This is a genomic window from Caballeronia glathei (genome assembly GCF_000698595.1).
Lineage (GTDB): Bacteria > Pseudomonadota > Gammaproteobacteria > Burkholderiales > Burkholderiaceae > Caballeronia > Caballeronia glathei.
The window spans coordinates 1-25,927 of record NZ_JFHC01000078.1 but is presented as its reverse complement, the minus strand read 5'-3'; the positions used below and the strand labels follow the sequence as shown (position 1 = coordinate 25,927).

Here is a 25,927-nt window from a genome sequence, read left to right as displayed (position 1 = left end):
CATGGCCGGATGATCTTCCGGGTCCGCCGTGATAGTGCGGCTTAGGTCATCCTGCGTCTGTCACACCGCTGCCTGGAAACCGTAGTTTAGCCAGCGGCTGATCTCCTTCACCGTGTCGAACGCGACGGCCGACAACGTGACCGGCAACAACACGTTCGTGATCCGCGTGCAGCTCGTCGCGAGCGACGTCATCGCCAATCAGGCCGGTGTCACGCTGGCGAATCCGGGCCAGCTCGTCTTCAGCGACCCGGACGGCGACACGCCCAATAGCGCCGCCGCGGTGGACCGCACCGTCGCGGCCAGCGCGGCACCGACTGTGGTGATACGCGAACCCACGCTGCAGGTGAGCCAGAGCACGGCGACGAACCCGGGACTCGGCGTGGACCAGGGCGACACGGTCGAATACGACATCACCATCAGCAACGGGACGGCGGCCACGGATTTCAATGCATTCGACATCAGCTTTCTCGACACGCTGCCCGCCGAACTCAGCAATCTGGCGCTGCTCGGCGTGACGTACCAGGGAGGAGCGACGAACAACGGCGGCCCGGACTTCGAACTGGTCGCGGGCCAGTTGCGCACCGCGAGCGGCGCCAATATCGATGTCGCCAAGGGCGGCAGCATCACCATCAGGGTATCGGGCACCGTCGTCCCCGCCGCAGCCAGTGAAACCTCCTTCAGCAACACGGCAACCGCGCAGTGGACGAGCCTCGACGGCACCATCGGCGGCACGGCCAATCCGGCGGGCGAGCGCACGGGTGTCGACGGCACGCTCAACGACTATCGGGCGAGCTCCACACTGACCGTGCCCGTTGCGCAGGCGCTCATCATTTCGCGGGTGGGCGGGCTCGTGGATACGCCGGCACCCTCTCCCACCGATGCGACCGACGAGCGCGTCACGGTGGGCGAAGTGATCCGGTATCGGGTGGTGGCGCTCTTCGCCGAAGGCGCAACCAATGATTTCAGCCTGCAGGTCACGCTGCAGAACGGCCTCGCCTTCACCAACGACGGCACGGTCGCCCTCGTCTTCATCTCAAACAATGGTGTGACGACGGACATCGCCAATCTGATCACCGGTGGCGTCCTGAACATCACCGGGAACCAGACAAGCCCCGAGGCGCTGCCGATTACGCCCGACCTGTCTGGCGCAGCGCCCACTGGCCTGCTCAATTCGGCTGATATCACCGTCGCGACCGACGCCAATGGCAACCAGATCGTCACCTTCCACCTCGGGAATCTGGTCAACGGGGACAACGATCCCGACTTCGAAGGTGTGTCCCTGGAATTCAACGCGCGCGTGCTCAATCAGGCGTCCAATGCCGGCGGCGCCGTGCTCACGGCAACCGCAGTGGACCGTTCCGGCACGACCAATCTCTCGGCGGCGCGGACGGTGCGCGAGGACGTGGTCGAGCCGACCTTCACGGGGTTGGCGAAACAGGTCGTCAGCTTCGATCCGACGAGCGCGACAGCCGGCCTCGGCACCGCCGACGTCGATATCAGGTTCACGCAAAGCGGCAGTTCGCCTGCCTATAACGTCGTCCTGACGGACAGCTTTCCCGGCGCCTCGAACTATGCGTTCGATCATCTCGTGATCAACGGCGTGTCGTTTTCCGCCGCGGAGCTTGCGGGCATCGGCGTCACCGTCGATGTGACGAACGGGCTGCGCGTCACTTTCGACAAGCTCGACACGGGCAGCCAGGTCTCGGTCTTCTATTCGGCCAACGCGCCCGACCGTGTGCCGATCTCCCCCGCGAATGCAACGCTCACGTGGACCAGCTTGCCGGACAGCTTCACGACGTGGGGCGGTTCGAGCGTGGGCGCGGCGGCAAGCGACAATGGCGAGCGCACCGGCAGCGGCACGAGCCCCAACACCTATGTACGTCAGGCGGCGGCGGGCCTTGGCGTGATCAGCGGCACGCTGTGGAACGACACGGCATCGGCCACCACGTCCACCGCGCCCGACGGCCCGGGACTCGCGGGCCAAACCGTCACGCTGACATGGGCGGGCCTGGACGGCAACCTCGGCACGGCCACCGACAACCTCGTCTACACGACGACGACCGACGCCAGCGGCCAGTATTATTTCGGCGTGCTGCCGCTTGGCGTCTATCGAATCGACGCGCCCGGCACGGCCGCCTTTGCGCAGCCGGTGGGCGCGCTGGCCGTGCGTATCGACAGCGATGCGGCCACTGCCCTCGGCACGGTCGGTATCACGCTTGCGGACGGCGGCACCGCGGCCGCGAACGCCGGCTACGTCGAGCAGAACGACGCGCCGGTCAACCAGTTGCCCGCCACGCCGCCCGCGGGACTGGAGGACACCCTCTTCAGCGCTGCCGGCCTCTCGATCAGCGACGTCGATGCGGGCAGCGGCACGCTTCAGGTTACGCTTGGCGTGCTGCACGGCAGCCTGTCACTCAGCGCGTTGCCGGCGGGCGTCACCGAATCCGGATCGAATACCGCCGCCCTGACGCTGACCGGCAACCTCGCCGGCCTCAATACTGCGCTCGCCAACCTGCTGTATCGCGGGAACCTGAACTTCAACGGCACCGACACGCTGACGATCACCACGAATGACCGGGGCAACTTTGGCGACCACAACGGCAACGGCATTCCCGGCGAGCTCGCCGACGCGCTTGTCACCACCAACACGGTGCCAGTCACCGTCATCGCCGTGAACGACGCACCGGTTGCGGTCAACGATGCGGCGAGCGCGACGGAAGCGGGTGGCAACCGGAACAACCAGCCGGGCGTCGATCCGACGGGCAATGTGCTCAGCAACGACACCGATGTCGATATCGCGACCAACGGCGACGTACTGCGGGCCATTTCCGTGACCAACGAGAACGGAACCACGCTCCTGCTGCCGAACCTCGGCTCGACCGTCATCAATGGGCGCTTCGGCGCGCTGTTGTTTGGCGCCAATGGCGGCTATCAGTACACGGTGGACAACAGCAACCCGGCCATCGAGGCGTTACGCCTCTCGGGTCAGACACTGACCGATACCTTCACCTATGTCGTCTTCGACACGTCCAACGCGTCTTCGACCGGCACGCTCACCGTAACCATCCACGGCGCGAACGATGCACCGTTCGGGGTGAACGACGTGGCTTCTGCGACAGAGGCCGGAGGCGTCCTCAACGGCACGCCGGGCAACGATGCAACGGGCAACGTGCTGACCAACGACACCGACGTCGACAGCGTGGCAAATGGCGAAACGAAACGGGTGACAGGTGTCATCAGCCAGCAGGAAAGCGCGGTGAACAGTCCGCTCGCACCGGTCTCGGCACAGACGACCAGCGGCACGGGCACGTCGGTCGCCGGTGCGTTCGGCACCCTGACGATCGGCGCCGACGGCACCTACCGCTATGTCGTCGACAACAACAATGCGGCCGTGCAGCAACGGGTGCCCGGCGACGCGCCGCTCATCGAAACGTTCACCTACCAGCTCACCGATGCGGGCGGCCTGAGCGATCTCGCCGAACTGCAGATCCAGGTTCTCGGCGCCAACGACAACCCCGTCGCGAGCGATGACCGTGCATCCGCGACGGCCGGCTCGGCGCTCCTGGGTGTGAATCCGGTCAACCCGAGCGGCAATGTCATCACCGACGCGAGCCGCCCGGGTACGGCTACCCAGCCCGGCGGGAACGGCGTCGACATGGACGTCGACCACACCGGCCAGCCCAACACCCTCCTCACGATCAACGGTATCCGCGCGGGGCTCGAGAATGCAGGCGGCGGCCTGACCGGCGTCACGGCTGGCACGACATCGGCCAACGGCACCTCGGTTGCGGGCAGCTTCGGCACGCTGCATATCGGCGCGAATGGTACCTATACCTACGACGTCGACAGCAACAACCTGGCGGTCCTGGCGTTGGCGCCGGGTGCAACGCTCATGGAAACGTTCACCTATCAGATCGTCGATTCGAGCGGCCTGACGGACCGGGCGCAACTGGTCATCACGGTCACGGGCGTGAACGATCCACCGGTTGCGCAGAACGACGGCGCCGTGGCGATGGAAGCTGGCGGCATCAACAACGGCACGCCCGGAATCGATCCCACAGGCAACGTCCTTGCGAACGACGCCGACCCGGACCGCGACGCGATCGCGGTCACCGGCGTGCGCACCGGCGCCGAAGCGGGCAGTGGCGCCGCCGGCACGCTGGACCAGGTGCTCCAGGGACAATTCGGCACGCTGACGCTCAGCGCGAACGGCAGCTACAGCTACGTCGTGAACAATGCGAACGCCGCCGTGCAGGCATTGCGCCTGCCTTCCGACCAGCTTGTCGACCGCTTCACCTACACGATTGCAGACACGCATGGCACGACGGATCAGGCGGAACTCGACGTCGTCATCCAGGGGCAGAATGATGCTCCCGTAGCGCAAGACGATCAGGCGCAAGCCGCGGAAGCCGGCGGTACCGACAACGGCACGCCGGGCATCAACCCCACGGCGAACGTGCTGACAAACGACACCGACGTGGACGCCAGCGACACGAAATCGATAGACGGCGTGCGCCGTGGCAGAGAAGCCGACCGCAACGCCCTGACGGACGTGACCGGTGCCACCTCGATTGCAGGCGTCTTCGGCACGCTCACGATCGCCCCCGATGGCAGCTACACCTACACCGTCGACAACTCGCTGCCTGCGGTGCAGCAACTGATCCCCGGCGAGCGCCTCACCGACGTCTTCACCTACCGGATGCACGACGCATCCGGCGCGACCGATACCGCGCAACTGAGCGTGCAGATCGAGGGCGCCTTCGACGCCCCGGTGGCGCGCGACAACGTTGCGTTCGCCGTGGCGAACAACGGGAATCGCGGCAGCTTCAATCCGACCGGCAACGTGCTCCTGAACGACAGCGACGTCGACGCGGACGACCGCTTCCGCGGGTCAGGCATCCGGTCGGACTCGCGCGATGCGCCCGGGACGTTCCTGACCGTCGTCGTCGGCAGCAACAACGAGAACGGCACGTTCCTGCGCGGTGAGTTCGGCGATCTCATCATCGGCGCCGACGGCACGTTCCTCTATCGCGTCGACACGACCAACCCGACGCTCCTCGCTCTGCGGCCGCTGCAGACCGTGTCGGACGTGTTTACTTATCGGATTACCGACCAAGGGAATCTGAGCGCCTCGGCCAATCTCACCATCATCGTGTTCGGACGCAACGACGCCCCGGTCGGCAACGACGACGCGGCGACCGCCGCCGAGGCGGGCGGCATCAACAACACCGCGCCAGGATTGAATCCGTCAGGCAACGTGCTCGCCAACGATACCGACCTTGAGAACGATCCGCTCCACATCGCGGCCATCCGCACAGGTGGTTCGTCGGCTGCGGGCGGCACGGCCGGCACCGTCGGGAGCGCGCTGCAGGGTGCCTACGGCGTGCTGACGCTCGCGGCCGACGGAAGCTGGCGCTACACCGTCGACAACGATCTGCCAGCGGTTCAGGCGCTGCGCACGAGCGGCCAGACGCTGCAGGATGTCTTCACGTATGCGGTCGGCGACGTGTTCGACGCGCAGGGCGTGGCCGAACTGCGCATCACGATCGAAGGACAGAACGACGCGCCGGTCGCGAACAATGACGCTGCAACCGCGATCGAGGCCGGTGGCGTGAACAACGGGACCCCGGGAAAGGCCGCGGTCGGTAACGTACTGGAAAACGACACTGACGTCGACAGCATGGCGAATGGTGAAACGAAGCAGGTAGTCGATGTCTCGAACGAAACCGGCCGGTCGGCCGGCGCCGGAACCGGACTCGCTGGACGTTATGGGCATCTCACGGTGAACGCGGACGGCACCTATGACTACGTCGTGGATAACGACAACGCCGCCGTGCAGGCGTTACGCACCCGCAATGACACGCTGACCGAGGCCTTCGTTTATCGCATGCGTGATGCGGCGGGTGCCGAAGCAACGGCGTCGCTGACGATCCAGATCCGCGGTGCCGACGACGCCCCCGTCGCCCACGACGAAAGCAACATCGCGAGCGACCAGTCGCCCGCGCCGCAGGCAAACGGCAACGTGCTCCCGAACGACACCGACGTCGATGCCAACGATCATCTGATCGTGGTCGGTGTCCGCTCGGGCGAGGAAGCGGGCACGGGCACACCCGGCATGCCGGGGCAGGCGCTCGCGGGACGCTACGGCACGCTGGTCCTGAACGCCGATGGCAGCTATACGTACCAGATCGACCTGTCGAATCCACAGGTGCTGGCGGCAGCGGGACTCGGCCAGGTGCTGCACGATCCCTTCACCTATACGGTACGCGATGACGCGGGCGAGACCGATCAGGCGCAACTCGTCATCGCGCTCGACATCGCCACGCCGTATGTTCCGCCCCCCGGCGGCTCGTACTTCGGCTCCGGACCATCCGAGCAGCCCGTTCAGCCGTTGAACCCGGCGCTGGAGCCCGTCGTCTTCGTCACGCCGGAGGTCGAACAGGCCGAGCTGCGAGCCCAGGTGTCCAGCCGGGAAGCGGACGGCAGCCAGATCGGCTGGCCGCTCGATCCGGACCGCATCGAAGCGCCGGTCGGCCAGGGACTTGGCTTCGTGCCCGGTCAGTTCGTCGGAAGGAGCGTTCAGGCGAGCCAGCGCTGGAGCGCATTCGACCGCGCGTGGATTTTCGGCCGGCATGGCCGCACGAGCCTGAGCGCGGACGGTCTGCTTTCCGACCCGTCGGTATTCGCGCCTCTCCCGGAAAATCTCACGGGCCCACTGCGGCCCTTGCCCGAAGAAGCCACGGCGCAGAGTTTCGTTACCCAGTTGCGGGAGGCCGCGATGAGGCTGCCTCCGATACCCCGGAACCCGGAGGATTTCATCGAACGGTAGCTCTCGGACGAGGACACGTTATGCAGAACCACCAGGCGCAGGTCCTGAGTGTCACGGTCGCGTGCGCGATGCTCGCGCTCACAGGCTGCTCATCGCTTCAGCCCCGGCCGACGACGCGAGAAGAGGTCCGGCAGCGCGTCGTCGACGATCAGGTCTCGATGTACAGCGCACAGGAACCCGTCACCGGGCCGATCACTTTCTACGAGGCGGCGGCGCGCGCGCTGAAGTACAACCTCGACTATCGGCTCAAGCTGATGGAATCCGCGCTCGCCGCCAATCTGCGCGATGTCTCCAGCAATGAAATGCTGCCGCAGCTCGTCGCGTCCGCCGGCTATACGGCGCGCAGCAACGATTCGGGCGGCACGTCGGTCGGCATCACGGACGGTGAGGTCACCTTGCGCCCGTCCACCTCCGAACAGCGCTATCACAAGCTCGCCAACCTGGGACTGAGCTGGAACCTGCTCGATTTCGGCGTCGCGTATTTCCGCACGCAGCAGCGCTCCGATCAGATGCTGATGGCGGAAGAGCGGCGGCGCAAGGTCGCGCAGAACGTCCTGCAGGACGTGCGCAACGCCTATTGGCGCGCGCTTGCCGCCCAGCGCCTCAAGCCTCAGGTCGACGAACTGCTCGCCCGGACCCGTGCCGCGATAGACGCGGCGCGTAAGGCCGAGGACAAGGGCCTCTTGCCGAAGCAGGAAATCCTCGCCTACCAGCGTGCACTGCTCGATGCGGTGTCCCTCCTGACGATCCGGCGCCAGGATCTGGAATTCGCGCAGTCCGAGCTTTCCGCGCTGATGTCGCTGCCGCCCGGCACGCCCCTCGTGCTGGCCGACACGCAAGAAGGCGCGCTGCCGGCTGTCGTGACACCCGAGCCGCAACTGGAGCAACTGGCGCTCCAGAACCGGCCCGAGCTCATGGAAGAGTGGTATCGCAAGCGCGTCAACGAGAACGATCTCAAGATCGCCAAGGCGCAACTCTGGCCGAACGTCGGTATCGACCTGAGCACGAACTACGACTCCAACGAGTTTCTCTACAACAACTACTGGGCGGCCGCGGGCGTGCGGGTATCGATCAATCTGTTCAGGCTGTTGCAGCTTCCCGCCCTCAATGCCCAGCAGGAGTCGCAAACGAAAACGGACGACATGCGCCGGCTCGCGCTGTCGATGGCGATTCTCACGCAGGTGCGCGTGGGCGTGCTGCGCTACCGTCTGTCGCTCCAGGAAGTCGAGTTCGCCGACGAAAGCCTGCGCGTGGACACGAGCCTGCTCGACTATGCGCGCGCTGCGAGCAAGACGTCGTTCGGATCGGAGCTGGAAGTGATCCGCGCCGAGGGCCGCTATCTCCTCTCCCGCTATGAGCGCGAAGCGGCGTACTCCGACGCTCAGGCCGCGTGGGGGCGACTCTTCAATTCGGTCGGCTTCGATGTGATGCCCGACGCCATCCAGAAGGACGACATCAAGACCCTCGCGCAGGAGATCGAGAAAACCGTCCTGATCCAGCAGAAAAAGCAATGGGAACTTCCGGGCGCCGAGCCGCCCGCGCAGTCGGATCCCCCCACGTCGCCTGTCGCGCAACAGCAGCCAGCGCAGGGCGAACCGGCATCCGCCGAGCAGATCGCCGCACCGGGAGGTGGCAATGCGCCTGTTCTGCAATAAGCGCAGGCGTGCCTTCGCGTGCCTCGCCGTCGCGTTGATGGTCGATACGTTCGCCGCTTACGCCGCGAAGCCTCCTGCGACCGGCGAGCCCTTCGACGACCCCAACGCGATACGCGTGCTGCTCGCTCCGAACGTGGAAACCACGCTGTCGAGCCAGATGAACGGCACCATCACCGACTTGCACGCCACGCTCGGCAAGCAGGTCGCGAAGAACGCGGTGCTGGCGCAAATGAACTGCGCGGAAGTGCAGGCGCGCGCCAATGTGGCCAAGGCGGAGCTGAACATGGCCCGGCAGAACCTGAATGGCAAGCGCAGCCTGCGCGAACTGAAGGCGGCGGGCGACATCGAAGTGGCCTTGTCCGCCACGGAGGTCGAGAAGGCGCAAGGCGCGCTGTCGCTTGCCAACGCGCAGCTTGGCTACTGCCGCGTGGTCGCGCCGTTCAGCGGACGCGTCGCCAAGGTGTACGTCAAGAACTATCAGACCGTGAGCGCCGGCACGCCGATGCTCGATCTCGTCGGCGACGGCGCGCTCAAGGTGCGGCTCAACGTCCCCTCCGCGCTAATGGTAAAGCTCAAGCAGGGCTCGCGCCTCGACATCACGATCCATGAAACGGGCAAAACCTATCCCGCGCATGTCAGCGCCGTGAACGCGAGGGTGGACGCGGTCGCGCAGACGGTCGAACTCGAAGCGCAGCTCGACGGCGAGCATCCCGAACTGGTCGCGGGCATGAGCGGGGTCGCCCGGTTTCCGGCAACGCAATGAACGAACCGCTCCCGCATCCGCAACTGCTGCTGTTTCTCGACGCGCTGCGCGACCGGGCGCTCGCCGCCGATTCGCTGAATGCGCTCGCATTCACGATGGCAAACGACTCGCACTCGCTGCTGAACTTCAGGCAGGCGCTCGTGTTTGCCGATCATGGCAAGCGCTTCGAACTGTTGTGCATCTCTGGCCTCGCCAGGCCCACGGAGGATTCGCCGTATCTGGTGTGGCTCGGCCGGGCAAGCCGCTGGGTGGCCTCGCAACTAGGCGGCGACGAGCCAGCGTGGCTCGCGCGCGACGCCGTCGCGCCGCCGCCCGATATCGTCGACGGCTGGGCCGAGTGGTGGCCGGCGGGCGTCTGGTGCGTGCCGCTGCACGACGCGCACGGCAGGCGGCTCGGCATGTTGCTCGTCCTGCTCGACGAACGGCCGCCCGAGACCTTGCCGCCGATGCTGCGTGGCGTCATCAAGACGTGGGCCTATTGCTGGGACACGCTCCTTCGCCGCCGGCGCCGCCTGCGCTGGCGGCCGACGCGCCGCCAGAGCATCGCCGCGCTCGCGGTCGTCGCGATGCTGTTGTTCGTTCCCGTTCGACAGACCGTCCTGGCTCCCGCCGAGATCGTGTCGAGGGACGCGCGCATCATCAGCTCGCCGATCGACGGCGTGATCGAGCGCATCGCGGTGCGACCCAACCAGGCCGTGAGTGCCGGCACGCTGCTGTTCACGCTCAACGAGACGTCGCTGAAAAGCCGCGTGGAAGTGTTGAGCAAGCAGGTCGCGGTGGCTGACGCCGAACTCATGGCCGCGAGCCAGCGCGCCTTCGACAACCCGCAAAGCAAGAACGAACTGACCGTGCTTGGCGGCGTCGCCGAGCAGCGCCGCGCCGAACTGGCGGCAGTGATCGCGCAACTCGGACGCACGCAGGTGTTCTCGCCCGAAGCCGGCGTCGCCGTGTTCAGCGACCCAAACGACTGGATCGGCAAGCCCGTCGTGACCGGCGAGCGCATCCTGCAACTCGCCGATCCGGCCAAGCCCGCGATGCTGATTCAACTCGCTGTCGCCGACGCCATCGCGCTTGATCCGGGTGCCGAAGTGACGCTCTATCTGACCGCCTATCCGCTTTCACCGTTGCACGGGCGCATCCTCGAAACGAGCTATCAGGCGAAGGCGAGCGAAGATGGCATCGTCGCGTACCGGCTGCTCGCGAGCGTCGATGGCGAGCGTATGCAGGCGCGTCTCGGGCTGCACGGCACCGCCAAGCTCTATGGCAAGGAGGTGAGCCTCGGCTACTACCTGCTGCGCCGGCCGATCGCAACGCTCAGAGCGTGGACGGGACTGTGATGCCGTTCGATCCGAACCTGCCATCGCCCGCGCTGCGCGAAGATCTTCGTCTTGGGGAGGCCGCCAATGGAAAAGACGGCCAGCCTTCGTGGATGATTCAGGATACCGTGCTCAACCGCTTTTATCGCGTGGGCTGGCTCGAATTCGAAATCCTCGTGCGCTGGGAAAAACCGCCCGCGCAGATCTGCAGGGAGATCAACGAACAGACTGCGCTGCGCCCGGACCTCGATCAGATTCTCGATTTCCGGCGCTTCCTCGAGCAGCACGAGCTGCTCCGGCCCACGCCCGAAACACTCGCTCGCCTTCAACAGCGCGACCGGCGCGGCGGCTGGCTGACGTGGCGTTGGTGGCTGCATCACTATCTGTTCTTTCGGATCCCGCTGCTGCGTCCGCAACGGTTTCTGAGACGCGCGGCGAACCGGCTCGACTGGCTGTTCAGTCCGGTCGCGGCGATCGTCGTCGTGTTGCTCAGTCTCGTGGGCATCGTGCTCGTCATGCAGCAATGGGACACCTTCACGGCCGCCGTGGTGGAGTCGTTCTCGACCGAGGGCCTCCTCAGCTTCGCGCTGGCGCTCGTCGTCGCGAAAACGATGCACGAACTGGCGCACGCGCTCGTCGCGACACGGCTGGGTTTGCGGGTCGCGCACATGGGCATCGCGTTCGTGGTGTTGTGGCCGATGCTCTACACCGATACCGGCGAAAGCTGGAAGCTGCGCAGTTCGCGCCAGCGCCTCGCCATCGCTTCGGCCGGCATTCTCTGCGAACTCTCGCTCGCCGGGCTCGCGACGCTCGGCTGGGCGCTCTGCGATCCCGGACCGCTGCGCAATGCGCTGCTCTACCTCGCAACGACGAGCTGGGTGCTGTCACTGGCGCTGAACGCGAGCCCCTTCATGCGTTTCGATGGCTACTTCATCCTGTCCGATCTGCTCGATTTCCCGAACCTGCATCAGCGCGCCTCCGCGCTCGCACGCGTGAGCATCCGGCGCACCGTGCTCGGCTTCGATGACGAATGGCCCGAGACATTCAGCCCATCGCATCGGCGGATGCTCGTTGCATTCGAGTTCCTCACGTGGCTGTATCGGCTGGTGCTGTTTCTCGGCATCGCGGTCACGGTGTACCTCTTCTTCTTCAAGCTGCTCGGGGCGTTCCTGTTCGTGGTCGAAGTGACGTGGTTCATCATGATGCCCATCGCGCGTGAACTGAGCGTCTGGTGGACTCAGCGCAGCCGCATCCGAGCAGGCCGGAAAGTCCTGTTATGCACGATCGCGGGACTCTTCCTTTTGCTCGTCGCGTTACCGTGGCGCACGCAGATTCACGCGGAAGGCGTGGCGCGCACCGAACGCCAGTTGCGCGTCTTCGTGCCGTTTCCCGCGCGCATCCAGACGATTCATCCGGTGGGCGATGTGCGCGCCGACGACACGCTGATGGTCATGGACGAGCCGGACATCGCTTCGCACATGATCGGCAGCGAGGCGGGGATACGGGGTTACGAAGCACGGTTGTCCGGGTTGATCGCGGATGCCGACGGACTCGATCAGCAGGCCGCCACGCGCGAGCGTCTCAGAGTGCAGTACGAGGAAGCACGGGCAGCCCGCACGGAGATTGCCCGGCTGATACTGCGCGCGCCCTTCGCGGGCAAGTGGATGGATGTCGATCCGCAATGGCGCTCCGGGCAGTGGATCAGTCCGAAGGAACCCGTGGGCGTGCTGGTCGATCCGGGTCGCTGGCAAGTGGACGCCTACGTCAGGCAGGATGACGTCCAGCGCCTGGCGGCGGGCGACGATGCGCGCTTCTATCCGGTCGGGCAGGCCGTGCCGATTCATGGCCGCGTCATCGCGATCGATACGACTCGCGCGCGAGAACTCGCCCATCCGATGCTGGCATCGCGCTATAAAGGTCCGGTGCCCGTGGCCGCGGATCGTGACACGCTGAGCCCGAACCCGCCGATGTTTCATGTGCTCGTGCAACTGGATGGCGCCCCGCCCGGGTTGTGGGAAACGCGCGGCCAGTTGCAGATCGACGGCAAGCGGCGTAGCTGGCTGATCGAAGGCGCGACGCATCTGGCAGCGGTGCTGGTCCGCGAGAGCGGCTTCTGATCCAGTCAAAGGACATCGACAAAGTTACCGGTCGGACCCCTCGCCGGCAGCCGACACCATCGTGTTGAACAGATTGACGCCGCTCGTCTCGAGGCTCGCACAGGATGGTTCGCGATTGCCGCACTCGAACCGGGCGACGAGCTGGTAGGACCCGTCGTTCAGCGGCTGCCTGGTCACGGTTCCGCTCATGGTCGTCGTGTCTTCCGGTGCGCGCAGGAACGTGGCGATCGAGTCTCGCGATACCCGCGCCACGCGCATTCCCCCCACGTGAGCCACCCAGTCCTGCGCGGCCGCCCACATTGCGTCGCATTGTCTTTCGCTCGTGCACACGGGCGAAGGAATCGCACTGACTGGCTCCGTCGGGGAGGTCAGACATCCCGAGAGAAGCAGTGCCGAGATTGCAGCCACCATCACCTTGGTCATGCCGATCTCCCGAGCAGTATTACATCGCATTGCTATCACGATTCGTCGAATGTGGCAATAGCCGGCGAAAGTGATCGCCCGCCTATGAGCGATCAGTGAATACTGGTTGGGGCGCTTCGGCATCGGTTTCCGATCCGGGCTCGAATGGCCGTTTCAGTTTGGGAGCTGCTGTCGCACCCGCGCCAGGTCGAAAAATTCCTGACGGTACATTCGATCAACATACGTCCAGTGCCTGCCCATCCATATTTCTCGCGCCTGACACGTTCCCGACCGAGCCACGATTCGACCGAGCCTGATCCGGCCACCCCCACCTTTCGACACAAGGTCCGCACAGCGCGAGTAATATATGCCGAGCCAACCAGCCACCTTTTCCTCGAATGTCCAACGATATTCCCGAATCGCAAGCTGTATGTCATCCCATTACGCGAAGCGCGATCTTCATCGTCGCGAAGGTCGAAAGCGGCAGCGCGCATGCTGACACCGTGCGCGGATGGTGCGCAGACATCGCCGCCCTCGTTCGCGCAGTGGGCATGCGCGCACCCGCCGCCAACCTCTCGTGCGTGTGCGGCTTTGGCTCCGACGCCTGGGACAGGCTGTTCGGCCCACCGCGTCCCGCTTCGCTGCATCCGTTTCGCGAGATACGTTCAGGCGCGCGCCACGCCGTCGCCACGCCCGGCGATATCCTGATGCACATTCGCGCGGACCACATGGACCTCTGCTTCGAGCTCGCCGCACAGATGCTGGAGCGGCTCGGCGGTGCGGTGTCGGTGGTCGACGAAGTGCATGGCTTCCGCTACTTCGACTTGCGCGACATCGTCGGCTTCGTCGACGGAACCGAAAATCCGGCCGGCCGCGAGGCCGTCGATTTCACGACGATCAGCGTCGAAGATCCCGCCTTCGCGGGCGGAAGCTATGTGATCGTTCAGAAGTATTTGCACGACATGGCGGCCTGGAACGCGCTGAGTGTCGAACAACAGGAACGCATCATCGGGCGCAAGAAGCTCTCGGACATCGAGCTCGACGCGTCGGTCAAACCGTCTTCGTCGCACAGCTCGCTCACCACCATCGAGGAGAACGGCGAGGAGGTGAAGATCCTGCGGCACAACATGGCCTTCGGCCGGCCGGGCGCGGGGGAATTCGGAACCTATTTCATCGGGTACGCCCGCACGCCCAGTCCGATCGAACAGATGCTGGAGAACATGTTCATCGGCCGGCCGCCGGGCAATTACGACCGGCTTCTGGACTATAGCCGCGCGGTGACGGGCGGCTTGTTCTTCATTCCATCGGCTTCGTTGCTCGAAGCGCTCGCCGATCGCGATCCGGCAAGCGCCGCGCCCGGCGCTGACCCGCAGCCTGCCGGCACCGCGCCCGACGAGGCGCGCGGCGACGGCACACTGAACATCGGCTCTCTCAAAGGAACGTCCCAACATGAATAACCTGCATCGCGAGCTTGCCCCGATCTCCAGTTCCGCGTGGTCGCAGATCGAAGCGGAAGTGGCGCGCACCTTCAAGCGCTCCGTCGGCGGGCGCCGCGTGGTCGACGTCACGTCGCCCGGCGGCACCGATCTGCCCGGCGTGGGAACGGGGCATCAGACCACCATCACGGCGCCGAAGCAAGGCGTAGGCGCGAAACTGTATGAAGTGAAGTCGCTGGTTCAACTGACCGTGCCGTTCACGCTGGAACGCGAGTCCATCGACAGCGTCGAGCGCGGGTCGAATGACGGCGACTGGCAACCCGCGAAAGATGCTGCGAAAGCGCTGGCGCTGGCCGAAGACGGCGCGATCTTCGATGGCTACAAGGCCGCGGGCATCATCGGTATCCGCGACGGTTCGTCGAATCCGTCGCTCGCTTTGCCGGCGGACATCAGCAACTATCCGGACGCCATTGCCCAGGCGCTCGAAGCGCTGCGGCTTGCGGGCGTCGACGGTCCCTATTCCGTGGTGCTCGGCGCCGATGCTTACACGGCGCTCAGCGAGTCGAGCGATCAGGGCTATCCGATCATCGAGCACATCAAGCGAATCGTGAACGGCGACATCATTTGGGCGCCCGCAATCGAGGGCGGATGCGTGCTCTCGACGCGCGGCGGCGACTACGAGTTGCATATCGGACAGGACGTATCGATCGGATACTCGAGCCACACCGACACGACCGTGCAACTCTATCTGCGTGAGACGTTGACATTCCTGATGCTGACGAGCGAGGCGTCGGTGGCCGTGGTGGATCGATAGGCGGTGCCCCGTTCCTGAAGAGCTTCGCATCGGGCACCGTGGCGGCCAGCCGCGCTGGAGGTAAGCGGGCTGGCTGCTACTGGACCGTCCGGAGTACCGCGGCACTGCGATGAAATTGGCGTAGACGATGGCGAGCAACCGTTCTACCGCCCCGGGAAACGCTCACATCCGGCACCGCACATTTCCGGCGCCCTCACTCCGGCTTTGCAGGCATGCGCCATTGCACGTTCAGCAGATGATCGCGCATGCGCGCCGCCGCCGTTTCGCCGTCTCGCTCCATCATCGCGTACACGATGGCCTGATGCTGTTGCGCGAAATGCCGCCGGGTATCCTGATCCGCGGTCTTCTCGCGAAGGTTCGGCTTCATGCGCATGCCGTTGACCACGTCCATCAGCGCGATGATCGCCGTGTTGCGCGTGGCCTGCGCGATCAGCAGATGAAAGCGGTGGTCCCACTGCTGCCACTCGTCATCGTCGCGCGCAATCGCATTGCGCTTCGCACACTTCTCCAGTTCGGCGAGTTCGTCGGGGCTCGCCTTACGGGTGGCGAGTTCGATGAGCGCCGGTTCGAGCATGAGCCGCATTTCAGCGATATCGGCGGGACTCGATCCCGTGCGCAAGCTGCGCAATGAAGGTGCGAACTTGAGCGGACGCGCACCGAGATAGGTGCCGCGTCCCACGCCGCGCCACACTCGACCAGACGCTTCCATCGAAGCCAACGCGCCTCGCAGGTCCCGTCGGCTGATGCCGAGCGTTTCTGCAAGCGTTCTTTCGGGCGGCAATGGGTCGCCGTCTCTCAGGTTGCACTGCGACACGTAATCGAGCAGCTTGTCGAGGGCGGGATTTTCCATGTCGCTAATCGAACCAATGATTAATTGGTTCAACTCTAGCAGAAGACCGGACACTCACGGGATGGATTGCACTGCATTTTATGGTGCAGTAATCTTGTGCCATTCCGACATTGGTCAGCCGCCAGCGGCGTAGCGGCTCTCTTCATCAATCCATCGAACCAATACTCAATGGTTCAGATTCTCGGCCGAAGCGAACCTGGCGACAGCATATGGCATTCACAACACGACCTGAACTGATCGGCACCTTCGGCATGGTGGCGTCCACCCACTGGCTGGCGAGCGCGTCCGCGATGGCGGTCCTCGAAAAAGGCGGCAATGCCTTCGACGCCGCGGCGGCGGCGGGCTTTGTGCTGCAGATCGTCGAGCCGCATTTGAACGGACCCGGAGGCGAACTGCCGGTAGTGTTCTATAGCGCAAAGGAAGAGCGGGTGCGTGTGGTGTGCGGGCAAGGCGTGACGCCGGCCACCATGACGACCGCACACATGCGGGAACTGGGGCTCACCGTCATGCCGGGCACCGGGTTGCTGCCGGCTGTCGTGCCCGGCGCGTTCGGCGGCTGGATGATGATGCTGCGCGACTACGGCCAGTTGCCGCTCGAAGACGTGCTGAGCTATGCGATCGGCTATGCGGAGCACGGCTATCCGGTGCTGCCGCGCATGACGGCTTCCATCCTGGCGATCAAGGACTTCTTCAAAACGGAATGGCATACGTCCGCCGAGCAATGGCTGCGCGACGGCGAAGCTCCGCTGCCCAACCACCTGTTCGCGAACCCGGCCATCGCCAACACGTATCGGCGCATCCTGCGCGAGGCCAATACCCACGGCGATCGCGCGCAACAGTGTGAACGCGCGCGCGTGGCGTTCTACCGGGGCTTCGTCGCCGATGCGATCGATCAGTATTTCCGCTCGACGGACGTGCTCGACACGTCGGGGCGGCGCAATCGCGGGCTGCTCGAAGCCTCCGATCTCGCGCGCTGGGAACCGACTTACGAGGACGCCGTCTCGTACGAATACGAAGGCTTCCGGGTCCACAAAACGGGACCGTGGGGGCAAGGGCCGATGTTCCTGCAACAGCTTGCCTTGCTCAAGGGTTTCGATCTCGGGAGCATGGATCCGTTGGGCCCGGATTTCGTGCATACGGTGATCGAATGTTCGAAGCTCGCGTTTGCCGATCGCGAGGTGTTTTACGGCGACCCGCGCTTCTCCGACGTGCCGATAGACGTGCTGCTGAGCGACGCCTACAATGACGCGCGACGTTGCCAGATCGACCCGATGCGCGCATCGTTTGAGTTCCGGCCTGGCCGTCTCGGCGATAGCGAGGCGCGCGCAGCGCGCATTCTCGCCAACGCGGGCCGGCAGCAACCGGGTGGCTTCGGCCAGGGCGAACCGACGTTTGCGCCGCTGCCCGAACTGCGTGGCGACACGGTGCATCTGGATGTCGTCGACCGGTGGGGCAATATGGTGTCAGCCACGCCGTCGGGCGGCTGGCTGCAGGCGTCGCCCGCCGTGCCGGGCCTCGGCTTCAACATCACCACGCGCGGCCAGATGTTCTGGATGGAAGAAGGCTTGCCGTCATCGCTCGGTCCGGGGCGGCGTCCGCGCACGACGCTGTCGCCTACCCTCGTTACGCGCGACGGCAAGCCATACGCCGCATTCGGCACGCCGGGTGGCGACCAGCAGGACCAGTGGTCGCTCCAGCTCTTCCTGCGGCACGTGCATGGCGGCATGAACCTGCAGGCCGCAGTGGATTCGCCTTCGTTCCAGACCGCGCATTTCCCCGGCTCGTTCTATCCGCGCGATATGCAGCTCGGCAAGATGTCCGCCGAAAACAGCTTCCCGCAGAGCACGCTCGATGCATTGCGCGCGCGCGGCCATGAGCTCACTGTCGCCGAGCCGTGGTCGCTCGGCCGCGTTTGCGCCGTGGGAATCCGAAACGGCCTGATGCGCGGGGCGGCCACGCCGCGCCAGATGCAGGCGTATGCGATTGGACGCTGACGCACGCTCCGCCTCCCCGCTCTGGAGAACCCTGACTATGTCCGCTGTCGCCGCGCGCCTCGAACGGCTGCCGCTTTCCGGTTTCCATCGCAAACTGCTCCTCATCGGCGGGCTGGGCTATATGTTCGATGGACTGGATTCATCGTCGCTGGCCTTTCTGTTACCCGTCGTCAGCAAGCTATGGCATCTGACGAGCGCCGAGACTGGCCTCGTGGCAAGCAGTACCTACATCGGCTATTTCTTCGGTGCGTTCCTTTCCGGTGTGCTGGCCGATGTGATCGGCCGCCGCAGGATCATGATGAGTGCGCTCGCCATCTATTGCCTCGCCTCGCTTGCCAGCGCCACGGCACACGACTGGCACACGTTCTTCGCATGGCGTATCGTCGCAGGCTTCGGCTCTGGCGCGGAGACGGTGGTGATCGCACCGTTTCTCGCGGAGTTCGTGCCCCGGCGATATCGCGGCATGTTCTGCGGCGCGCTCGTCGGTTTCATGTCATTCGGCTATCTGAGCTCGTCGATTCTCGGCTACACGGTCGTGCGCAACTTCCCGGATGGCTGGCGCTATCTTGCAGTGGTCACGTCGCTTCCCGTTGTGATGCTGCTCTGGTGGCGCCGGACGTTGCCCGAGTCGCCGCGCTGGATGGAAAGCCAGGGCCGTACCGCGGAAGCTGACCGCGTCTTGAACGAAATCGAGTCGTGGTACGCGCAACGCAACATCGCGCTCGCGCCGCTCGCAACCGTCGGCGCCGTTGCGCCGGCGGCGCGCAGCAGCGGCAGCGCACTGCAGAACGTGCTGACGCTGTGGTCCCGGCGTCTTGCAGGCACGACGGCGGTGAGCTGGCTGATGTGGTTCTCAGTGGCATTCGCGTATTACTCGTTCTTCTCGTGGATTCCGAGCCTCCTCCTCAAGGAAGGGCTGACCATGACGAAGAGCTTCGGCTTTTCGATCGCCATCTACGGCGCGCAGATTCCGGGCTACTTTTCGGCGGCCTGGCTCAACGAACGGATCGGCCGTAAGGGCGTGGTGGCGTCCTACATGTCGTTGGGCGGCATTGCGGCCATCATGCTGTCGCTCTCGCATACGGGCCTGGAAATCATGGCGGCAGGCATCTGCTTGTCGTTTTTCATGAACGGTGCGTTCGCGGGCGTTTATGCGTATACCCCGGAAATTTTTCCGACTTCCGTGCGCACCACCGGCACTGGTTCATCGTCGTCGTTCGGGCGTATCGGCTCGGTGAGCGCGCCGATCCTCGTCGGTCTCGTCTATCCGGCATTCGGCTTCTTCGGCGTATTCGCGATGACGACCGGCGTGCTGCTGGCCGGTGCCTGCGTGGTCTTTTTTCTCGGCATCGAGACGCGCAACCGGTCACTCGAAGACATCGAAAACAACGGTGCATTCGAGAGCGATGCACGCGACCGCCTCGCTCCCACCAATCTGCGCGGCTAGCCGAATGGCCGCTGATTCAAGGTCGACCATGCAAGACACCGTACAGCACGCTGCGCACGCGACACGCCGATTGCAGCTTCACGATCTGGAGCGGCTCGCGAGCGCAATGCGGCAGCCCGATCAGCCGATGACGCTCTTTCGCGCGGTCGAGGCCGTCGTCGCCGAGACGATCGGCTTTCGCCTCTTCACCATCATGACTTACGACGCACGGCAGCATGAAGTGGAACGCGTCTTCACTAACATGCCGGACGTCTACCCGACGGGAGGACGCAAGAAAAAGCGCGGCACTGCGTGGTCCACGCAGATCCTGCGGGAGTTGCGGCCGTTTCGGGGGGAGACGTCGCAGGACATTCGCAACGCATTCGACGATCACGCGGTCATGGAGGCCATGGGCCTCGGCTCGATCCTCAACATTCCGATCGCTTACGACGGCGAATGCGTCGGCACGATGAACCTGACCCATGTCGAACACTGGTACACGCGCCAGCATGAAGACGCGGGGATGCTGCTCGGTGCGTTTCTCGCTCCCGCGCTGCTCAGGTGCACGCCAGCGCGTGCGGGCGAAGCCGCCCTGAACGCGCACGGCAACGGGCGCTCCTTGCAGGAACATCTGCCATGAACGAGGCTGCGCAGCCCGCCAGCCGGTGGCTGATCGTTTTTGCGCTGGGTTACCTCGCGCTGCTGGTCGACGGCGCGGACGTGATGATGTACGGCCTCACGCTCACGCGCATCAAGAGCGAGTTTGGTCTGACCAACGTCGAGGCGGGTGCGCTCGGCAGTCTGACGCTCGTGGGCATGGCGGTGGGCGGCATTCTCGGCGGATGGGCAAGCGATTCGCTCGGCCGCGTGCGCGTCGTGGTTTGGGCGCTCGCGCTGTTTTCGCTTGGTGCCGGTTTGCTCGGCCTCACGCACAGCTTCCTGCAGTTCGCCGTGGTCCGCTTCATCAGCTCGCTCGGCATCGGCTGCATGGTGCTCGTCACTACGCTGGTGGCGGAGTACGTACCAACCGCAAGGCGTTCGCTGATACTCGGCGTACTGCAGACCGGTGTGTCGGCGGGCTACATCGTCGTGATCGCGCTTAGTAACTGGATCCTGCCGCACTATGGCTGGCGCATGCTGTTCTATGTCGCGACGGTACCCGTCGTGCTCGCGATGGCGATTCATCGCTTGGTGCCCGAGCCGCCGGGATGGCGCGCGGCTGAAGCGGCAACCCCGGGCGGCCAGCGCACGTGGCTCGAAAACCGCTATTACCGGATCTTCACCGACCGCGAGGCGCGCACGATGTTCGTGTTGTGGTCGCTCGGCTCAGTGTTCTCGCTCTCCGGTTACTACGGCTTGATCAACTGGCTGCCGACCTACCTCGAGAACGAGCTGCACGTGCGTTTCAACTCGATGACCGGCTATATGATCGGCACCTATGTCGTCGCTTTTGTGAGCAAGATCGCGGCCGGCTGGCTCGGCGACGTATGGACCCGGCGCGGCGTGTACGTGGTCGGCTGTATCGGCGTGGCGCTGTTCCTGCCGGCGATCATCTTCTTCCACACGCACGACAACATCGTATGGCTGATGCTGTGCTTCGGCTTCCTGTATGGCGTGCCGCTCGGCACGATGGGCGCGTTCATGTCCGAGAGCTTCGCCACACGGGTTCGCGGAACCGCCGTGGGTGGTGCTTATAACGTGGGCCGCTTCTGCTCGGGTGCGGCGCCTGTCGTGATCGGCTACATCGCCACGCAGTTTTCGTTCGGCACGGGCTTCCTTTTGGTCGGACTGGTGTTCTTTCTGAGCGGCGTCTGTACGCTGTTCATTCCTGACCGCCTGTATGACACAAGCGCGAAGGATCCGGCGCACGAGCACAAGCCGCCAGAGCAAGGCGCGACAGTGGATGGCAAGGCGGCGCAAGCGCTGGACGCAAGCTGATCATATTCTATGCGAAGGTGCCATGACCTGACCGGGAGGTGTGCGATGCGCAGGCTGGTTTCACCGAGGCGTTTCGGCACCAAGCGGTTCGTCGGAATCTTCTTCGTCACGAGATCAGGCGACGGGCGCCGGTGACCGGGGGCGAACAAGCCGCTCGTACGCATCGGTCAAGGGAATGCGACGGCCCACGAAAAGCCGCACGAAACGCGCTGTCATCGAGCTATTTTCAACTCGATAGACCGGAAGCGCCCGTTCGCTCCCCGCCGATTGCTGAAACCCATGTCAAACTAGCCGAAGAAGATCACGTACCTTCAAGCTTCCCGGCGCAGTGCGATGCACGACGCAATCCAGGTGAGTTTGACGACGCATTGCAGCCACCGTCCATCGGAGATGGTCTGAATGATTCCCTCTCTTCGTTATACGCTTGCGTTCGTCATCAACGTGGTAATGCCCGCGGCAGCTTACCGGCTCGCACTTCCGCATTATGGACTGTTGGGCGCGCTGGTGGCCTCGGCCATTCCGCTGCTGGCATGGGTTTGCATTGATCTCATATGTTCCCGACACTTCGATGCGTTGAGTGCGATGGTACTCGCCGCTATCGCGATGTCCTTGCTCATCCTTGTGTCCGAACCCTCGCAGTGGTTGCGCGCAGTCCGTGAGCCGTTGGTGAGCGGCATCATCGGCGCGTTTTTTCTCCTGTCGCTTTTCGCGCGTCGACCGTTGGTGTTTTATCTTGCGCGCTCGACCCTTGCCCGCGAGCGGACCGGTCGCGCGCTCGAATTCGACACGATGTGGCAAGTCCGCCCGGCGCTCGTGAAATCCATCCGACTGATGACAGCGGTTTGGGGCGTGGGGCTCGTGTCCGAGAACGCCGGCCGCCTCTGGGTGACCTATTCGATGGATGCAGACGAGGCCTATCGGCTCTCGGCTTTCGCCAGATACGCGACCTACGCGGGATTGATGGGATGGTCGATCTTTTACCGCCACAGATACATCAAAAGGCAGTAGCGCTGCTTGCCTGCCGGCTCGCTGTTGTCTGCGTCACGGAGGAACTCAGAGTCGCGGATGGAAACGGCGCTATGAGTCGGGCGCGGCAGCGCGCACCGATCTCTCGCGTTCGGCCAGCAGCGGACGTCAGTCGCGGCGCCAACGCTGCCGGACCGACGCCCTTGCGACCGGAGCTGTGGGTTGTGGATGCTGCTCCCCCGTCATGCCGTGTCTGGACTGCGCAAAGCCCACGATTTCATATTTGCTTCGCCATGCGAATGGCAGCCTCGTTCGACTCCGCGCCTGTACTGAGCAGCGACACCTATCCGACGACAGGCCCGATACCAGGCGCTTGAGCTTTGGGTTCTCTTCCTCCAACTGCTGCATGCGCCGTAGTTCCGATGGAAACAACCCGCCAAGCTTGGTGCGCCAGTTGTACGAAATCTCATCGTGGACGCCCACCCTGCGAGACCTCTGCGCCGCCGGTGATCAGCGACGTCTGCTTCGCGCATACGCAATCAGTGCGTCGGCGAATTTCCACTTCTACGCAGCACGACCTCCCGGTTCTCTGGTTATTAACATGCAGGAATTTTGCACTTTAAGAGACCTTACGTTTTTACCGGCTAGCCTCACAGCACGCCCAGCTTGAACTCGATTTTCCCTTAACCTATACTCCGACTGCCAAGTGAACGAGCGCTGTACCGTCCTGCCAGCGAGTCGCCATGGCGCAGGTCTTATGGGTGCTTTATCGGGACCCAGTCAACGGACACGCTCCCAGGTACGCGCACGACGATAGCCCCGCCATCACTCACTATCCAGATCGACAAAGCGCGCCCTCTCCACAGGCGCCACTCGGTTTCATACCTGACGGGCTGGTGGTGAGTTGGGCCTGCCCGCCTCCTGACTACCGGGCACATCGCAAAGGCGAAGATGCTAAAGCTGGCGCTGACCGCTGGAATTGGGTCGGACCATGTGGACTTGAAAACCGCTGCGGCACACACTTGCGCTCCTGAAGGTCGGGCTTCCCGGAGAGATTCTGATGAACCATTTCCTTGCCGAAATCATCGAGGCGCATGGTGGCATGGAACGCTGGAAGGCCAAGACGAAGGTAGAGGCTACGATCGTCACCGGCGGTGGCTTTTTCGCGCTCAAAGGACTGATGCAGGATCGTTCGCCACGCCGGATGACCGTGTGGCTGCACGAGGAGCGCTCGTCGGTCCAGCCTTATGGGGCACCCGATCAGCGCACGATGTTCACGCCTGACAGGATCACCATCGAGAAGTTCGACGGTACGATCGTAGCGGAACGACGCACGCCCAGGGATTCGTTTGCCGGTCATCAGATGAACACGCCCTGGGACCCGATCCATCGCGCCTATTTCAACGGCGAGGCGCTTTGGACGTATCTCGTCACGCCATTCTTGCTCGCCATGGACGGCGTGCGAGTGGAGGAGACGGAGCCGTGGCAGGAAGGCGCGCAGACGTGGCGAGTGCTGCGCACCTGGTTGCCCGGGTCCATTGAGTCTCACTGTGCGATTCAGGACTTCTTTTTCGACGATACCCTGCTTCTGCGCCGTCACGACTATCAGGTGAACATCGCGGGAGGATTCGCGGCAGCACAGCTGACCTCGGACCATATCACCGTAGACGGAATCTGCCTTCCGACCAAGCGTCGCGCTTACACGCGTGGTCCGGACAGGCGCCCGGTGCTCGACATGCTGATGGTCGCCATCGACTTTAGCGACGTGAGATTCAGTTAGGGTTCCACTAGTAGATCGGAAGCGTCTTCACAGGGCGTCCATTTAATGTACGGGAAAATGCCACCGGGAAAGCCTGACCACCGGGTCCAACGGACCAAAGGCCAGGCATTGCATCTCGCCCGTCATGGATAAAACGCAGTTCCTCTTCAGGAGCACCTCAATATGTCTACCGTTACCACGAAAGATGGAGTCGAGATCTTCTATAAGGACTGGGGTCCACGGGATGCGCAACCGATCTTCTTCCATCATGGTTGGCCGCTTAGTTCCGATGATTGGGATGCTCAAATGCTCTACTTCCTCGCCAATGGTTTCCGCGTCGTCGCCAGCGACCGCCGCGGACACGGGCGTTCCAGTCAAGTGAGCGACGGCCATGATATGGATCATTACGCCGCCGATGCCTCAGCCGTAGTCGAGCATCTCGACCTGAAGAACGTCATCCATATCGGCCACTCCACCGGCGGTGGGGAGGTCGCGCGCTACGTCGCACAATATGGCCAGCCGCAGGGACGCGTCGCAAAAGCCGTTCTTGTCAGCGCCGTCCCGCCGCTTATGCTGAAGACGGAAAGTAATCCGGAGGGCACGCCGATCGAAGTGTTCGACGAGTTCCGAAGCGCCCTTGCTGCCAATCGGGCCCAATTTTATCTGGACGTTGCCGCTGGGCCTTTCTATGGCTTCAACCGCGCCGGCGCGAAGGTCTCGCAAGGCGTGATCGACAATTGGTGGCGCCAAGGCATGATGGGCAGCGCGAAGGCACATTACGAGGGAATCAAGGCTTTCTCCGAGACTGATCAGACCGATGACCTGAAAGCGATCACCGTACCGACCTTAGTCGTTCAAGGTGATGACGATCAAGTTGTACCGTATGCCGCCGCCAGCCTGCTTCAGGCAAAGCTTCTGAAGAATGCGACGCTCAAAGTCTACAAGGGCTATCCGCATGGGATGCTCACTACACATGCCGACGCGATCAACCCGGACTTGTTGGCCTTTGTCCGAAACTGAAAAGCCGGCCGCACTGCGCCACGGCGCATTTCTCCAAGGGGCATCGGGCACAGTGCGCGCGATATAAACCTCCGATCGGCGCGACGCGAGCTTGCCGCTCGGAATTCTGAACGCTGCCGAGCCCAACCTCGCCGCGCACTCGAGAGGGCGCACGCAATCCCGAGCGACGCGGCCGGTTCGCACAACCCGGCGTATTTCTCGACTGCAACCGACTCGCCGACGATATCGGTCGGCGTCGACGCATCGCGCGCGCCGATCCGCGCACCCGTTTCGAACACGCGCAGGAAATTGCGAACATCGCGCCCGGACGTGTTCGACATCACATCCATATCGGGAACTCCGCGCAATCGCGAGCTAGCGCGACGCTGTTCGAGTCGTCAAAGCATCGTGCAACGCGGCGGCTGAGGCACGCGCGAGGAACTCGCGTTGAACACTGCTACGGCCGCCGACTTCGAGTCTGAGATACGACCGCGTGGATTGGATGAGCGGCAAGCGGCCGCGAGAGAGAAAAAATCGTTTCCACTCTGGGGAAACTCCAGGTGCGAAATGTGATGGCGATGTGTCAAGAATGGCCAATTCATAACGGAATGTGTTGCGGGTCAGGTGAGTAGCCTAAGAAGCTGTTGCGAATTTAAGTTTTGG

General features: G+C 64.0%; 16 protein-coding genes and 2 pseudogenes. 14 read left to right on the top strand and 4 right to left on the bottom strand.

Annotated elements, in window-relative coordinates; genetic code table 11:
- Positions 1-112 precede the first annotated feature (112 nt).
- From BG61_RS32215 to BG61_RS32195, 5 genes are read left to right on the top strand one after another with little or no spacing between them, the layout of a single operon-like run.
- Positions 113-6,829 carry a VCBS domain-containing protein gene (locus tag BG61_RS32215; protein ID WP_051672935.1) on the top strand — a complete coding sequence of 2,239 codons (6,717 nt, stop codon included), beginning with the start codon at positions 113-115 and terminating at the stop codon, positions 6,827-6,829.
- A gap of 20 nt (positions 6,830-6,849) precedes the next feature.
- Positions 6,850-8,484, top strand: coding sequence for a TolC family protein (locus BG61_RS32210; RefSeq protein ID WP_051672934.1), 1,635 nt, complete (start codon positions 6,850-6,852; stop codon positions 8,482-8,484).
- Positions 8,465-9,247: an efflux RND transporter periplasmic adaptor subunit gene (locus BG61_RS32205; RefSeq protein ID WP_035938456.1), complete on the top strand. Its 783-nt coding sequence runs from the start codon at positions 8,465-8,467 to the stop codon at positions 9,245-9,247. The genes BG61_RS32210 and BG61_RS32205 overlap by 20 nt, the downstream gene beginning before the upstream one ends.
- Complete coding sequence (locus BG61_RS32200) at positions 9,244-10,584, top strand: efflux RND transporter periplasmic adaptor subunit (RefSeq protein ID WP_035938455.1); 1,341 nt, start codon at positions 9,244-9,246, stop codon at positions 10,582-10,584. Before BG61_RS32205 ends, BG61_RS32200 begins: the two co-directional genes overlap by 4 nt.
- Positions 10,584-12,680 carry a site-2 protease family protein gene (locus BG61_RS32195; RefSeq protein WP_035938453.1) on the top strand — a complete coding sequence of 699 codons (2,097 nt, stop codon included), beginning with the start codon at positions 10,584-10,586 and terminating at the stop codon, positions 12,678-12,680. Before BG61_RS32200 ends, BG61_RS32195 begins: the two co-directional genes overlap by 1 nt.
- A 24-nt stretch (positions 12,681-12,704) precedes the next feature.
- Here the strand turns inward: BG61_RS32195 and BG61_RS32190 are convergent, their stop codons facing one another.
- Positions 12,705-13,103 carry a hypothetical protein gene (locus BG61_RS32190; protein ID WP_129572290.1) on the bottom strand — a complete coding sequence of 133 codons (399 nt, stop codon included), beginning with the start codon at positions 13,101-13,103 and terminating at the stop codon, positions 12,705-12,707.
- Positions 13,104-13,480: 377 nt separating this feature from the next.
- Between BG61_RS32190 and BG61_RS32185 the strand changes: the two genes are divergently transcribed.
- Both BG61_RS32185 and BG61_RS32180 read left to right on the top strand, forming a co-directional pair.
- Positions 13,481-14,539 (top strand): Dyp-type peroxidase, encoded by a 1,059-nt coding sequence (locus BG61_RS32185; RefSeq protein ID WP_035938450.1) that lies wholly within the window; start codon positions 13,481-13,483, stop codon positions 14,537-14,539.
- Entirely contained in the window at positions 14,532-15,332 is an 801-nt protein-coding gene (locus tag BG61_RS32180; RefSeq protein ID WP_035938448.1) for a family 1 encapsulin nanocompartment shell protein, read from the top strand. The genes BG61_RS32185 and BG61_RS32180 overlap by 8 nt, the downstream gene beginning before the upstream one ends.
- A 193-nt stretch (positions 15,333-15,525) precedes the next feature.
- On the opposite strand, the gene BG61_RS32175 is transcribed toward BG61_RS32180, so the two are convergent.
- Positions 15,526-16,182 (bottom strand): FadR/GntR family transcriptional regulator, encoded by a 657-nt coding sequence (locus BG61_RS32175; protein ID WP_035938446.1) that lies wholly within the window; start codon positions 16,180-16,182, stop codon positions 15,526-15,528.
- A 209-nt stretch (positions 16,183-16,391) separates the two neighbouring features.
- On the opposite strand from BG61_RS32175, the gene BG61_RS32170 reads away from it, so the two are divergent.
- The 5 genes from BG61_RS32170 (at position 16,392) to BG61_RS32150 (ending at position 22,548) form a co-directional block, all read left to right on the top strand.
- Complete coding sequence (locus tag BG61_RS32170; RefSeq protein ID WP_035938445.1) at positions 16,392-18,176, top strand: gamma-glutamyltransferase family protein; 1,785 nt, start codon at positions 16,392-16,394, stop codon at positions 18,174-18,176.
- Positions 18,177-18,213: 37 nt separating this feature from the next.
- The gene (locus tag BG61_RS32165; protein ID WP_035938443.1) at positions 18,214-19,623 is read left to right on the top strand and encodes an MFS transporter; all 1,410 of its coding nucleotides are present in this window, start codon (positions 18,214-18,216) and stop codon (positions 19,621-19,623) included.
- Between the two features lie 28 nt (positions 19,624-19,651).
- Complete coding sequence (locus BG61_RS32160; protein ID WP_081868250.1) at positions 19,652-20,242, top strand: GAF domain-containing protein; 591 nt, start codon at positions 19,652-19,654, stop codon at positions 20,240-20,242.
- Entirely contained in the window at positions 20,239-21,540 is a 1,302-nt protein-coding gene (locus BG61_RS32155; RefSeq protein WP_075584266.1) for an MFS transporter, read from the top strand. Before BG61_RS32160 ends, BG61_RS32155 begins: the two co-directional genes overlap by 4 nt.
- Before the next feature lie 399 nt (positions 21,541-21,939).
- The gene (locus BG61_RS32150) at positions 21,940-22,548 is read left to right on the top strand and encodes a VC0807 family protein (RefSeq protein ID WP_035938441.1); all 609 of its coding nucleotides are present in this window, start codon (positions 21,940-21,942) and stop codon (positions 22,546-22,548) included.
- A 139-nt stretch (positions 22,549-22,687) separates the two neighbouring features.
- Here BG61_RS32150 and BG61_RS42325 read toward each other — a convergent pair.
- Positions 22,688-22,843: pseudogene (locus BG61_RS42325) on the bottom strand (aspartate aminotransferase family protein); the annotation flags it as partial.
- A 5-nt stretch (positions 22,844-22,848) separates the two neighbouring features.
- Positions 22,849-22,989, bottom strand: a pseudogene (locus tag BG61_RS44270) (transposase); the annotation flags it as partial.
- 577 nt (positions 22,990-23,566) lie between these two features.
- Between BG61_RS44270 and BG61_RS32145 the strand changes: the two are divergent.
- Both BG61_RS32145 and BG61_RS32140 read left to right on the top strand, forming a co-directional pair.
- Positions 23,567-24,286 carry a hypothetical protein gene (locus BG61_RS32145; RefSeq protein ID WP_035938439.1) on the top strand — a complete coding sequence of 240 codons (720 nt, stop codon included), beginning with the start codon at positions 23,567-23,569 and terminating at the stop codon, positions 24,284-24,286.
- A gap of 162 nt (positions 24,287-24,448) precedes the next feature.
- Positions 24,449-25,285, top strand: a complete 837-nt coding sequence (locus tag BG61_RS32140) for an alpha/beta fold hydrolase (protein WP_035938437.1) — start codon at positions 24,449-24,451, stop codon at positions 25,283-25,285.
- Positions 25,286-25,927 lie beyond the last annotated feature (642 nt).

Excerpts from the sequence above, each read along its gene's own strand:
- BG61_RS32210 (WP_051672934.1), top strand. The coding sequence starts at position 6,850 with ATGCAGAACCACCAGGCGCAGGTCCTGAGTGTCACGGTCGCGTGCGCG.
- BG61_RS32205 (WP_035938456.1), top strand. The coding sequence starts at position 8,465 with ATGCGCCTGTTCTGCAATAAGCGCAGGCGTGCCTTCGCGTGCCTCGCC.
- BG61_RS32200 (WP_035938455.1), top strand. The coding sequence starts at position 9,244 with ATGAACGAACCGCTCCCGCATCCGCAACTGCTGCTGTTTCTCGACGCG.
- BG61_RS32195 (WP_035938453.1), top strand. The coding sequence starts at position 10,584 with ATGCCGTTCGATCCGAACCTGCCATCGCCCGCGCTGCGCGAAGATCTT.
- BG61_RS32190 (WP_129572290.1), bottom strand. The coding sequence starts at position 13,103 with ATGACCAAGGTGATGGTGGCTGCAATCTCGGCACTGCTTCTCTCGGGA.
- BG61_RS32185 (WP_035938450.1), top strand. The coding sequence starts at position 13,481 with ATGTCCAACGATATTCCCGAATCGCAAGCTGTATGTCATCCCATTACG.
- BG61_RS32180 (WP_035938448.1), top strand. The coding sequence starts at position 14,532 with ATGAATAACCTGCATCGCGAGCTTGCCCCGATCTCCAGTTCCGCGTGG.
- BG61_RS32175 (WP_035938446.1), bottom strand. The coding sequence starts at position 16,182 with ATGGAAAATCCCGCCCTCGACAAGCTGCTCGATTACGTGTCGCAGTGC.
- BG61_RS32170 (WP_035938445.1), top strand. The coding sequence starts at position 16,392 with ATGGCATTCACAACACGACCTGAACTGATCGGCACCTTCGGCATGGTG.
- BG61_RS32165 (WP_035938443.1), top strand. The coding sequence starts at position 18,214 with ATGTCCGCTGTCGCCGCGCGCCTCGAACGGCTGCCGCTTTCCGGTTTC.
- BG61_RS32160 (WP_081868250.1), top strand. The coding sequence starts at position 19,652 with ATGCAAGACACCGTACAGCACGCTGCGCACGCGACACGCCGATTGCAG.
- BG61_RS32155 (WP_075584266.1), top strand. The coding sequence starts at position 20,239 with ATGAACGAGGCTGCGCAGCCCGCCAGCCGGTGGCTGATCGTTTTTGCG.
- BG61_RS32150 (WP_035938441.1), top strand. The coding sequence starts at position 21,940 with ATGATTCCCTCTCTTCGTTATACGCTTGCGTTCGTCATCAACGTGGTA.
- BG61_RS32145 (WP_035938439.1), top strand. The coding sequence starts at position 23,567 with ATGAACCATTTCCTTGCCGAAATCATCGAGGCGCATGGTGGCATGGAA.
- BG61_RS32140 (WP_035938437.1), top strand. The coding sequence starts at position 24,449 with ATGTCTACCGTTACCACGAAAGATGGAGTCGAGATCTTCTATAAGGAC.